9 protein-coding genes and 1 tRNA gene are annotated in these 12328 nt (G+C 67.1%); 5 read left to right on the forward strand and 5 right to left on the reverse strand.

The window, feature by feature from the left end:
* Nucleotides 1–6: 6 nt before the first annotated feature.
* Nucleotides 7–1068 carry an SDR family oxidoreductase gene (locus ACU5AX_RS00750; protein ID WP_446689261.1) on the reverse strand — a complete coding sequence of 354 codons (1062 nt, stop codon included), beginning with the start codon at nucleotides 1066–1068 and terminating at the stop codon, nucleotides 7–9.
* Nucleotides 1069–1169: 101 nt separating this feature from the next.
* Between ACU5AX_RS00750 and ACU5AX_RS00755 the strand changes: the two genes are divergently transcribed.
* A complete protein-coding gene (locus tag ACU5AX_RS00755; protein WP_198353173.1) occupies nucleotides 1170–1550 on the forward strand; it encodes a winged helix-turn-helix transcriptional regulator in 381 nt (126 codons plus the stop codon).
* A 108-nt stretch (nucleotides 1551–1658) separates the two neighbouring features.
* On the opposite strand, the gene ACU5AX_RS00760 is transcribed toward ACU5AX_RS00755, so the two are convergent.
* Nucleotides 1659–4637 carry a TonB-dependent receptor gene (locus tag ACU5AX_RS00760; RefSeq protein WP_446689262.1) on the reverse strand — a complete coding sequence of 993 codons (2979 nt, stop codon included), beginning with the start codon at nucleotides 4635–4637 and terminating at the stop codon, nucleotides 1659–1661.
* A gap of 177 nt (nucleotides 4638–4814) precedes the next feature.
* Between ACU5AX_RS00760 and ACU5AX_RS00765 the strand changes: the two genes are divergently transcribed.
* From ACU5AX_RS00765 to ACU5AX_RS00780, 4 genes are all read left to right on the forward strand, one after another.
* Entirely contained in the window at nucleotides 4815–6005 is a 1191-nt protein-coding gene (locus ACU5AX_RS00765) for a PQQ-dependent sugar dehydrogenase (RefSeq protein ID WP_446689263.1), read from the forward strand.
* Nucleotides 6006–6007: 2 nt separating this feature from the next.
* On the forward strand, nucleotides 6008–7264 hold the full coding sequence (locus ACU5AX_RS00770) for an oligogalacturonate lyase family protein (RefSeq protein WP_446689264.1): 1257 nt from the start codon (nucleotides 6008–6010) through the stop codon (nucleotides 7262–7264).
* Nucleotides 7265–7367: 103 nt separating this feature from the next.
* The gene (locus tag ACU5AX_RS00775) at nucleotides 7368–7595 is read left to right on the forward strand and encodes a sugar-binding domain-containing protein (protein WP_446689265.1); all 228 of its coding nucleotides are present in this window, start codon (nucleotides 7368–7370) and stop codon (nucleotides 7593–7595) included.
* A 554-nt stretch (nucleotides 7596–8149) separates the two neighbouring features.
* On the forward strand, nucleotides 8150–9529 hold the full coding sequence (locus tag ACU5AX_RS00780) for an MFS transporter (RefSeq protein ID WP_446689266.1): 1380 nt from the start codon (nucleotides 8150–8152) through the stop codon (nucleotides 9527–9529).
* A 101-nt stretch (nucleotides 9530–9630) separates the two neighbouring features.
* Here ACU5AX_RS00780 and ACU5AX_RS00785 read toward each other — a convergent pair whose 3' ends face one another.
* The 3 genes from ACU5AX_RS00785 to recJ all read right to left on the reverse strand — a co-directional run bounded on the left by ACU5AX_RS00785 (nucleotide 9631) and on the right by recJ (nucleotide 12326).
* The gene (locus ACU5AX_RS00785; protein WP_446689267.1) at nucleotides 9631–10077 is read right to left on the reverse strand and encodes a hypothetical protein; all 447 of its coding nucleotides are present in this window, start codon (nucleotides 10075–10077) and stop codon (nucleotides 9631–9633) included.
* Between the two features lie 304 nt (nucleotides 10078–10381).
* Nucleotides 10382–10456: transfer RNA gene (locus ACU5AX_RS00790), tRNA-Glu, on the reverse strand.
* A 58-nt stretch (nucleotides 10457–10514) separates the two neighbouring features.
* Nucleotides 10515–12326 (reverse strand): single-stranded-DNA-specific exonuclease RecJ, encoded by a 1812-nt coding sequence (gene recJ / locus ACU5AX_RS00795; RefSeq protein ID WP_446689268.1) that lies wholly within the window; start codon nucleotides 12324–12326, stop codon nucleotides 10515–10517.
* Between the last annotated feature and the right edge of the window lie 2 nt (nucleotides 12327–12328).

A 12328-nucleotide genomic window follows, 5' to 3' on the forward strand; every position in this document is an offset into this window, starting at 1 on the left:
GCAGGATCAGGGGATCAGGCGATCCGCGCGCAACCGGGCGAACAGCGCATGAAAGGCGTCGTCGGTCGGCTGATAGGCGGTGAAGCCGAGCCGCCGGCTCTTGCTCATGTCGGTGACCACCTCGATCGGTCGGCCGAGGTCGGCATCGGTGTGCCAAGGCGACACCAACCGGGCGAGGTCGGGCTCGGCCAAGTCTTCGCGCGTCGCCAGATCGCGCCAGAGCGGCGCATCCCCCGCCATCTGCTCGGCGAGCGGGCGGACGACGCCGTCGAACGGTACCGGCTCCACGCCGAACCATTCCGCGATCCGGCCCCACATCCATTGCCAGCGAAAGACGTCGCCGTTGACGACGTTGAACGCCTGATCGTGCGCCGCCGATGTTTCGGTGGCCCAGAGCAGATGCCGGGCAAGCTGGCCGGCATCGGTCATGTCGGTCAGCCCGCTCCACTGTGCGGCGGACCCGGGAAAGACGAACGGACGACCTGTCGCCCGGCACAGGCTGGCATAGACAGCGAGCGTCGTGCCCATGTTCATCGCATTGCCGACCGCCAGTCCAATTACCGTGTGCGGCCGATGGACGCTCCAGGTGAAGCCGTCGCGCGCCGCCGCGGCGAATACCTCGTCCTCCTGCGCATAATAGAAATTCTCGACGTCGAGCCGACCCTGTTCCTCGCGGAACGGCGTCTGCGGCAGAACGCCCTGACCATAGGCCTCGAACGGGCCGAGATAGTGTTTGAGGCCGGTGACCAGCGCCACGTGCCGCGGTCCGCTCGGCGCCGGCAGGCCGTCGAGCAAATTGCGCACCATCGCGGCGTTGACCCGGATGTTTTCCGCCTCGCTGTCCTGGCGCAGCCAGGTGGTGATGTAGACCGCGTCGGGCGCCAGATTCTGCAAGGCCGCTCGGGTTTGCGCGGCATCCTGCAGATCGGCGACCACCGGCGTGACGCCCGCCTGCGCGACCGGCCGCCGTGCCAGTCCGTGCACCGTCCAACCCTCCTCGACGAGCCGCGCCGCCGTCGCGCTGCCGACGATCCCGCTCGCCCCGACCACCAATGCTGTCTTCGCCATCGTCTCGTTCTTTCGCTATCTGTCGTACCGGCAGCTAGGCATGGCGGGGGCAGGGTTCTAGACGGCACCATTCCCCACCCCAGGCACCCAAAGGTAACCGTATGGACCCCGGCACGCCCGACGACGAATGGCGCGAGGATTGCGCGCCGCGGCGCGTGCTGGAACTCTTCGCCACCAAATGGACCAGCATGGTTCTGCACACGCTCCACGCGCGGCATGGCGGTGCCGCGCGCACCGGTGTGTTGCTGCGCAGCCTGCCCGGCATCTCGAAGAAGATGCTGACGCAGACGGTGCGGGACATGGAGGCGAGCGGTCTGATCGATCGCCACGTCGCCAGCGTGATGCCCCCGGTGGTCGAATATCGGCTGACCGACCTCGGCCGACGCTTCGTCGAGCCGGTCGAGCTGCTTTACGGCTGGGGCCGGGCCAATGCGGATGCGCTCGACGCCTTACGCCCAAGGGCGACATCGCGCCGCGGATGATAGCTAGGCCAGACGGGCGAGGGGATCGGCACGGCTATTGTTCCGCGCCGACCATCGACGCTCGGCCGCCGCCTGTGATGCGGCGGCGGCCGGGTCGCCTGGCGTGAATCAGAAGCGCAGGTTCACCCCGAACGTCACCGTCCGCCCGATACGTGTCTGGAACAGCGTATCCTGACGCTGGCTGTCGATGAACAGCCGGTTCTGCTCATCGGTCAGATTGGTGCCCTCGACGATCAGCTTGACGTTCTCGGTCAGGTTGAACGAGGCGGAGGCGTCGACGAACAGCGTCTCGGCATTGCCCTGCAGGTCGCTGCCTGGCGAGGCCGGAATGCCGCGGATGAAGCCGCTGCGATAATTGGCGGTGCCGCGGATGCTGAACTTCGAATCCTCGTAATAGAGGGTGCCGGAGGCGGTGTCCGGCGACAGGCCGATCAGATTGGCCGTGGTCGTCACCGTCGGCACGCCGTTCACGCTCGCTAGCACGTAGCGGATGCGTGACGTGACATGCGTGTAATTCGCCAGCGCTCCGAAATTGCGCAGGAAGCCGGGCAGGAAGGTAAACGGCACCTGCGCGTTCAGCTCGATCCCCTTCAGCGGCCCGCCCGGCGTGTTGATCGGCCGCGAGATGGTGAACAGCTCGCTGGGCAGCGTGTTCGATCCGATCAGCAATTCGTTCGGCAGGCCCAGGCTGTCGAACGGCACCAGGCTGTTGACGCTCTGCACATAGGACTTGATGTCCTTGTAGAAGAACGCCGCGGACAACAGCGCGCCGGGCCGGAAATACCATTCCACCGCCGCGTCGACGGTGTTGGCGCGGATCGGATCGAGCTGCGGATTCTGGATGCTGCCCGACCGCGTCACGGCATTGACGCCGCTGGTCGGCGTCAGCACGCCGAGTTCAGGCCGCGCCAGCACCTTGGCGCCGGACAAGCGGAACAGCAGATTGTCGATCGGCTCGATCACCAGATTGGCCGACGGCAACCAGTCGCTGTAGCTCTTGTCGGCGATGGCATAGCGGCCGGTCAGGCCGGTCGGCGATCCGGCCTGCGACACCTGGATGAAGCCGGAAGAGAATTGGTCGGTGCGCACGAAGCGCACGCCGGCGTCGCCGCGCACGCCGATCCCGGCCAGCCGCTTGCCGAGGTCGAACGTCGCCATCGCATAAGCCGACGACACCTCTTCCAGCACGCGGCTCGACTGCGCGCCGCATTCGGTGCCGCAATAGCGCGTGGCGTTGAGGTTGAAGGTCGAGATCAGCTTGTCGGGATCGAGCGTCGCCCAGCTTGCTGGTGCGCCATTGCCCCACAATTGGCCGACGCCGGTGATCTGCGTCGTCAGGCTGGCCAGGGAGGTGCCGGCGGGCAGCGCCCGCACCACCAGATCGGCGCTGTACGGGATCAGGTTGGTGATGGTGAAATCGCTGCGGCGATACTGGCCTCCCGCCTTGAAGGTCAGCGCGTCGGCGGCCTTCCAGGTGAAGTTCCACTCGCCGGTGAAGCCCTTGTTGGTGTTGGTCGAGGGCCGCGCCTGAAAGCTGTAGCCGCCGAGCACGGTGCCGTCGCTGCGGCCGGGAGCATAGTTGAACTTGGTCGGATCGGAGACGTCGAAGCCGAAGCCCAGCAGCGGCGTGCTGTTGCCCTTACGATAGTCGATCGAGAAATTCGGCGTGTCGATCGCGTCCATGAAATATTGGAAGCGCTGCTTGCCGAAGGATTTCGCCTGGTTCAGGCCGATCAGCGCACTGAAGCCGAGCCGCTCGTTGAACTCATGCCGGATGTTCAGGTTGGCCTGTTTGAAGGTGGAGGTGAAATCGTCGACGAGTCCTTCCGACCGGACGTCGACACCGTCGAACAGGCCGTAGACCAAACTACCTTTTGGGCTCAACTGGACATCGCGCACCGAGGTGACCGGCTGGCCGTTGTTGGCGGCCGAGCGGGCGAAGGAGACGGCCGCGATATAATTGTCGCGCCGTACCACATGAAATTTTGAATAGAGCAGGTCGAGCGAGATGTCGGTCGCGTCGTCGGGCTTGTATTGGAAGGTCAGCGTGCCGCCGAGCCGCTTCTGATCCTGCACCGAATTGAGGTAGCGCGGCAGGCGCGGCAGGAAGGCGCCGCTGCCCGGCGTGTTCGGCGCATCCGCCCGGCGCGCGTTGTAGATGGCGTTATAGGCGGCGACCGTGCTGGTGCGGGGCACGCCGGGGTAGCAATTGTTGGCGTCCGCGCCCTTGCTGCCGATTGCCGGATTGACCGGCGTGACGCCGACGGGCGAACAGAATAGGCCGTTGGTATTGGCCGACAGGATGTCGACCGCAGAATAGCCGACCTCGCGGATGTCACGCTGCTGATAGGCGACGGATGCCAGCACGCCAAAGTCGCCGAACTTCTTCGACACCAGGCCGGACAGGCGCGGGTTCGTCTTCTTCGACAATTCGCCATAGACGCCGCGTGCGGTCGCGGTCAGCGTGAAATCCTTGCGGCTGTCGAACGGCTTGGGGGCGTTGAGATCGACCGTCGCGCCCAGCGAACCCTCCTCCACATCGGCCGACGGCGTCTTGCGCACGGCGAGCGACGAGAAGATCTCGGTCGGGAACACGTTGAAGTCGAAGCTGCGGCCGTTGTTGCCGGCGCCGTAGATGTCGGAGCTGCCCGTCTGCGACGTGCCCTCCATGCCGTTGATGCGCACGCGGGTGAAGGCGGCGCCGAGGCCGCGCACCGAGATGTTGCGACCCTCGCCACCGTCGCCGCGGGCGAGCGCGACACCCGGCACGCGCTGCATCGATTCGGCGAGATTGCTGTCCGGGAACTTGCCGATATCCTCCGCGACGATGCTGTCGATCGCGGCGGTCTCGTTGCGCTTGGCATTGATCGCGCTGCTGAGCGAGGCACGGAAACCGGTGACGATGATGTCGGGCGCGCCCTGCTCGCTGGGGTCGGCGCTGGCGGCGGAATTTTCCGGCGGCACCTGCGGCACGTCCTGTGTTGAGGTCGGCGGCGTGGCGGTTTGCGCCTGTGCCTGCGTCGCCAGCGCGATCGCGATTGCAACGAGCGCGGGGCGCAGCATCAGCGCCTGGCGGTTCCCAATCATCCCCTCATTCTCCCGTATCGCCGCCGTTTTTGCGGCTGACGTCATAAATTTGCGCGCTGGATCAATCTCGCGCAAGGAAAATGTTGCAAGAAGATTTCACATATTGGTAAGTGCCGGGAAAGTCGGTCGGTGTGACTTGGCCGCAACGGTCGGGCCCGATGGACGCGGGAGAGAGCGATGGCCTGGTACCGCTTGGCGAAGACAGTCGTCCTGGCAATGGGCGTTGCGGCGTTGCCGAACGGAGCCGCCGCGATCCAATCCGGCGCGGCGGTGAGGGCGGCGTCCGGCCTGACGGTCGGGCGGTTCGCGGAAGGACTGTATTCCCCCCGCAATGCCATCGTGCTGCCCAATGGCGACGTGCTGGTCGCCGAAGCGCAAACCGAGCGCAAGAACGAGGACCCGTCCTATCACGGGCAGGGGCGCATTCGCATCCTGCTGCTGCGCGATACCGACGGCGACGGCCGTGCCGATCGCAAGACCTTGTTCCTTTCCGGCCTGCGCCAGCCCAATGGCATGGCCCTGATCCGAAACCGGCTGTACGTCGCCAATGCCGACGGCGTGTTCTGGACGCCGTATCGAACCGGGCAGACGGAGGTCGTTGCGGAGGCGCCGCGCACCATGATCGCCCGTTTCGATCCCACCGGCTGCAACAATCACTGGACGCGCAACCTGCTCGCCGGCGGGGACGGACGGCCGCTGTACGTCGCGGTCGGATCGGCAAGCAACGCCGGCGAATATAGCATGGCGGAGGAGCAGCGACGTGCCGCGATCCTCTCCATCGATCCTGCGACCGGCCGGGAGCGGATCATCGCCGACGGTATCCGCAACCCCGTCGGCATGGCGATCGAGACGGCGCGAGGCCGCCTGTGGACCGCCGCCAACGAGCGGGACGAACTGAGCGACGATCTAATCCCCGACTATATCACCGCGGTGCGCGACGGCGGCTTCTACGGCTGGCCGTACAGCTATTGGGGCAAGCATCCCGATCCGCGACGGAAGGGGCAGCGGCCCGATCTGGTCGCGCGGGCGATTACGCCTAATTTCGCGGTGGGCGCCCATGCCGCGGCGCTGGCCATCACCTTCGGCCGGTCGACCGTTTTGCCGGCGCGATATCGTGACGGTGCCAGCGTCGCGCGCCACGGTTCGTGGAACCGGTCGCAGCTGATGGGCTATGACGTCGTCTTTGTGCCGTTCCGCGACGGCAGGGCGGTGGAACCGATGGAGCCGGTGCTGACCGGCTTCAGCGGTGGCCCCGGCCACGTCCATGGCCGTCCCCGCGCGCTGGCGGTCGCACCGGACGGCGCGCTGCTCGTCGTCGACGAAAAGGGCGGGACGATCTGGCGCATCGCCGCGGCGGGGAGGAAATGACGATGACGATGCTGATCGCGTTGGCTGCGGCGGCCCAGGCGGTGGCGCCCCTGCCGACGATGACGACGACGACCCCGGCGTCCTGGGTCGATCCCGTCACCGGCCACCGGATCGTCCGCATCGACGCGACGCCCGGCAATTACGCGCTCTACTTCAACTACAATCCCTTTACGCCGCAGGGCGATCTGATGATCTATCTGACGCCGGAGGGGATCCGCGTCGTCGATCTGAAAAGCTGGGCGACGCGATTGGTGCTGAAGGCGAAGGTCGACCGGCTGCTGTTCGCCGGGCCGCGCAGTCGCACCGCCTATTATACCACCAAAGACGCCGCCGTCGACGATGGCGGACCCTTCGCGGTCTGGCGGGTCGATCTGGACACCGGCACGACCCGCAAGATCGCCGACGTGCCCGGCGGCCGGATTGAGGCGATCAATGCCGACGAGACGCTGCTGGCGGGGGAGCGCGAGCTGGCGCCGCCGCCACCGGCGATTGCCGCCCAAGGTCGCCGTGACCCGAAGACGGGCGCACCCAGCTACACCGGCGTCGGACCGGACGGCAAACCCCTGTCCTTCGGTGCGGCCAAGGCGCACTGGATGGCGGCGCGGCTCGCTGCGAAGGTGCCGATGGAGATGTATAGTATCGCGATCGCGGACGGCCGCCGACGGACGATCCATCGCGCCACCGACTGGCTCAACCATGTTCAATTCTCGCCGACCGATCCCACACTGCTGATGTTCTGCCACGAAGGTCCCTGGGATCAGGTCGACCGGATCTGGACGATCCGCACCGACGGCCGCGGGCTGACCAAGGTCCATCAGCGGACCATGGCGGGCGAGATTGCCGGCCATGAATTCTGGAGCCCCGACGGCCGTACGATCTGGTACGATCTGCAGACGCCGGCGAAGCAGGTGGGCTGGCTCGCCAGCTACGACGTCCGCAGCGGCGCGCGCAGTCGCTATCTGCTCGCCGCCGACCAGGCCTCGTCCCATTTCACCCAATCGCGCGACGGCCGCGTCTTCGCCGGTGACGGCAGCGCGGCGGGGAAATACATCAGCCTGTTCACCCCGCGCAGCGTCGCGACGCCGCAGCCCGGTCTTATCACGCCCGGGACGCTCGACACCGAACGGCTCGCGAGCCTCGCCACCCACGATTATACGCTCGAACCCAACGAGCATTTCACCCCGGACGGCAAGTGGATCGTCTATCGCACCAATATGGAGGGCGCCCCCGCCATCTATGCGGTGGCGACCGGGCGGTGAGGGTCTGGCTGGCGCTCTCGGCATTGCTCGCGACGCCCGCCTGGGGCCAGGCGATGCCAGGACTGAGGTCCAGATGCCGTCCGGTCATGGTCCGCGGGATGCCATGCCCTGGCGCTTCTGGATCGACAGCGGCCGCGGTGCGGGCCGCGACGCCGTCATCGCGGTACCGTCTCACTGGCAGCAACAGGGATTCGGCGCCTATCAATATGGCTATGACAAGGGGCCCCGCACGGCCGGCCGCGCCACCTATCGCCGCAGCTTCATCATACCCAAGGCTTGGGAGGGGCGCAGCATCGACATCGTCTTCGACGGGGTGATGACGGATTCCTAGTTCACGGTGAACGGCATCGCGGCGGGGACGGTGCATCAGGGCGGCTTCAACCGGTTCGGGTACGACATCACCCGGCTGGTCAAGACCACTCATCGACAATGAAGGCGACGCCGTCCGCGCCAGCCTTACGGCGACACTCGACATCACGCGGGAACCGGCGTTGCGGGAGCAGGTCACCGGCACACGGAGCGCTGGCGCGGCGGGATAGAGGTCGCGGGCGCCTGCCCATGTCGATCCGATTGTGAGCTGCAAAGGCAACGAGCAGGTCGGTGCCGCTCTCCCGCCGCGCATCGTTACTATACCCATCGTTTCCGCACGGCCGCGGCGAGGTCTCCCGGCGTCGTTGATCGCGGTGCCGCTCCATGGTGAACAAAGGTCCGGCTTTCTTTAGCGAGCAGGCGCTTCTGGGTCTGCGCGTTATAATCGCGGTATTACGAGACCGACGCGGGACGGGCGACACATCATCGTCATGCCGTTACACATCGGCAACGCGGGGCGGCTGTCATCAAACTTTCGCGGGTCTGTGCAATCGGTACGGCGATGAGGCCATGTCCATGACGGGCCTCCCCGGCCGGGGCGGTTCTATCCCACAGTATCTTTGCGCCCATTTCGCCAAGAGCCAGCTTTGGCATACCAGTGGACTTTTCTTCGCCTTCTTCCTGACCGAAGCCTGCGGCCTGACTCCACGCGTAATGGGCTGGGTGCTCGGGCTGACGCTGTTCCTTAATGGTTCGGCGGACCTGCTTGTCGGCGTGAAGCTCAACGCGCTGGTTGCGGATGCGGCGGCCGCGACCCGGCTTCAGCTGCGCGCGGCGCCCGCGGTGGCGGCCTGCTTCCTGCTGTTCGCGATGACCCCGCTCGTCCCGCCGGATGCTCGGGTGATCTGGGCGCTCGCGACGGTGAGCGGCTTTCGTCTGCTCTATCCGCTGGTCGACGTGGCGCAGAACGCGCTGGTCCCGCTGACGACGGGGGACGCGCTCGAGCAGCGGCGATGGCTGGCGGCGCGGAACGTCGTGTCGAGCCTCGCCGCCCTGTCGGTCGCTCTGATCGCCGCGCCGCTCCTGATCAGGGGGCAGAGCGTGACGATCTATATCGGCTGGGCGGGTGCCATCGCCGCCCTGCTGTGGATCAGCTCCATATGGCTGGCGGGCGTGCGCTGGCCGGCGGCACCGCCGGCCCCCGACCTGCCACCGGCGAGAACGACGCGCCGCGACTTTCCGGCCGTGCTGCTTGCCCTCGCGGTGATGATGGCGGTAACGACGTCGTTCCACGCGATGGAGCCCTATTTCATTGCGTCCGCCAGTCGCCGGCTCGACCTGATGATGTGGGCGACGATCGGTGCACCGCTCAGCCAGCCGCTGTGGCTGCTCGTGATCGGGCGGTATGGAATGACGCGGGCGCTGCCGGGCATGGCGACGATGCTGGTGATGGGAGCGATGCTGTTGACCGCGCCGATGCGGACGACGGGTGCGGGCGGGATGATGATCGGGTTGCTGTTCGGCGCGGGGTCGAGCGGGTTGTGGCTGGTTCTCTGGGCGGTCATGGCGCACGGGGCGGTGCCCGGCCGCGCGCTGCGCCGTGTCGGCACGTTCACCTGCGTGTCCAAGCTGGCGCAGGGCGCCGCCGTCCTGTTCGTGGGACAGGTCCTGTCGCTGACGTCGTGCAGCGTGACGCTATCCGATCCCGCCTCGCCGCCGTCGCGGATGATGGTGGCGGCGCTGGTGGTGCTGGCCGGCGTGGCGGTCGCGCTGGCCGCCTATCTCCGGCCCGTCAGCCGAACAGCGTCCGGTGGAACAGCAGCGCTGATCGCCGCGGAGAGAAAGGCGGAGACGTCTTCCGCCCTGACCGCAGAATTCGGCGGCGTGCAAAAGGCTTCCATATCGGAGATACGCATTTGCCTCACTTACGTTCGCGGGCGCCCGGAGACGTCGTGAGCGGAAGACAGCTGCTGCCCCATCGGAGACATTCCCTCGCGCTGGCAGAGCGAGGGAACGAGCAAGGCACATGCGGGCCGTCGCCCAACCCCAATGCCGCGTCAGTGCGTCAGGGTGGCCAATTCGGGCAATAGCCACAGCATATAGACCAGCACGACCGACCAGAGAAAACACCAAAAAGCAGCGCCCATCGGGCCAAAGAGATTCACACGATCTGGATCGCGGATATCGTAGAAGACCCGCATGGTGGGCATCACCGTCTTACCGCGCCTGACTTCCCAATCCACCGTCGCTTGATGGTGACGGCCCGCAGCATCGGCGTAATCAATCCGCACCTTCGTGTATCGACCAATCTTGCCATCCGTGAAGGGGTGTAGCCTCAGCGCGGCGAACGGCCGAAGATCGTCAAGACGCTCTGCTTCGGAGTAATCGCTGCCAACCGTCACGGCCTCGACGGAACGCCACCAGTGGGCTCGGTCCCAAGCCCGCCACCCGTAGAACAGGGAGCCGAATGTCGGTCCGCCCACAAAGAGGAGGTAGATCAGCATCCTATCGGCCTAATCGATATTGCTGAAGATGCTGTTGACGTGCCGCAGCGCTGCAATGGCGCCTGTAACCGGCACGACGAAGCGCGAGCTCACGAACACAGGCAGCTCTAACAGGACGGCGCCGAAAGGCGGACGGGCTACTTACCCCTTCCCATTCCGCGAGCGACAACACACGCCCGAGTGGAGGAACCGCCCGACTCATCGGACCCACGAGGTGGGGCTCTTCGAGCACGCGAATACTGCGTGTCTCCGACGACGCACCCGCAGACATCGCTAAAAACTCTGCAACGTCGACCAGCCCGTTTGGTGACCCCTACGGGACTCGAACCCGTGTTTCAGCCGTGAAAGGGCCGCGTCCTAACCACTAGACGAAGGGGCCATGCGATGGCGTTGGGTGCGCCTAGAGAAGGTCGCGGGCACGGTCAAGCCCTTGTTGGTCACGATGCCCAGGCGGCGTCGTCGAGATGCAGTTCGGCGACGTCGCGACCGCTCCAATCGTCGCGGCGGGCGCGACCGGCGAGCCACAGCTTGCGATGCGGTGCCGCGGCGAGCAGCGCCTGGCCGAGCGGCGTGTCGGCGGCGCGGAACGCCATGGCCTTGAGACTGCGGCCGTCGTCGCCGGCGACGATTGCGCGGACATGGTCGCTGCCGACCCGGTCGGCGCGCACCACGCGGACGGGGCCGACGGCGATACGCGGCGCCGCCCAACCGGTGCCGTATGGCCCGCCGGCGTCGAGCGCCTCGACCAATCCGGTGGTGACCGCGCCCGGCGCCACCACGGTGTCGAGCAGCAGTGCGCGGCCGGCCATCGCCCGCGATACCGCGATCGAGAGTCGATCCTCCAGGAAGTCCGCCAGCGGCTGCACCTGATCGGCGGCGATCGTCAGGCCGGCCGCCATGGCATGGCCGCCACCGGCGACCAGCAGGCCGTGTTCGCGGGCGGCAAGGATCGCCGCACCGAGGTCGACCCCGGCAATCGAGCGGCCGGAGCCCTTGCCGACGCCGTCCTCGTCGATCGCGATGACGATGGCGGGGCGGCCGAACCGTTCCTTCAGCCGCCCCGCCACGATGCCGATCACCCCGGGGTGCCAGCCGCGGCCGGCGACGACAACGACGCGGCGATCGCCGCTCGCGCCGGCTTCCGCCGTTTCGCGGACCAGCGTTTCGATCGCGCGGCGTTCTTCGTTGAGCCGGTCGAGCTCGGCCGCGATGGTCCGTGCTTCCTGCGGCTCGGCCGTGGTGAGCAGCCGGACGCCGAGATCGGCGCGACCGACCCGGCCACCGGCATTGATCCGCGGACCGAGTGCGAAGCCGAGATCCTGGCAGGTCGGCGCACGGGTGAGCCGCGATGCCTCGATCAGTGCGTCCAGCCCGAGGTTGCGCCGCTGCGCCATCACCTTGAGCCCTTGCGCGACGAAGGCGCGGTTCAGCCCTTTCAGCGGCGCGACGTCGGCGACGGTGCCGAGCGCGACGAGGTCGAGCAGTTCGAGCAGTCGCGGCTCGTCCCGTGCGGCAAAGAAGCCGCGGGCGCGCAAGGTGCGGATCAGGGCGGCGCCGAGCAGGAAGCAAACGCCGACCGCGGCAAGGTGACCATGCGCAGCGCCTTCATCCTCGTCGAGCCGGTTAGGATTGACCACGGCATGGGCCGGCGGCAGCGCCGATTGGCATTTGTGGTGGTCGACCACAACGATATCCACCGCCGCGGCGCGCACCGCTTCCAACGCCTCGAATGCCTGCGCACCGCAATCGACCGTGACGATCAGCGAGGCGCCCTCGTCGGCGAGGCGATGCAGTGCGGCGCCAGATGGGCCATAGCCCTCCGTCAACCGGTCGGGAATATAGGGGCGGGCGCAGAGCCCAAGCTCGCCGAGAAGGCGAACGAGCAGCGCGGCGGAGGTAGCGCCATCGACGTCATAGTCGCCGAAGATCGCGACCCGTTCGCCCTTCTCCACCGCGTCGGCCAGCCGCGCGGCGGCTTTGTCCATGTCCCGGAATATCGACGGATCGGGCATGAAGGCGCGGATCGATGGCGCGCGGTGATCGTCGAGCGCCTCGCGCGGGCAACCGCGGGCGAGCAGCAATTGGGTGACTAGATCGTCGGTGCCGAAGCCGTCGCGCGCATCCGCCGCCAGCCCTCGCCAGCGCCACGGCTGGCCCAGGATCGAGGCAGCGATACCGAGCGCCGCGGGCGGCGCGGCATCGGCAGCACCGACGGTGGCGGTGGCGAGATCAGAGGGACGCGGTGGCATGG

The organism is Sphingomonas benefaciens, from assembly GCF_052907485.1.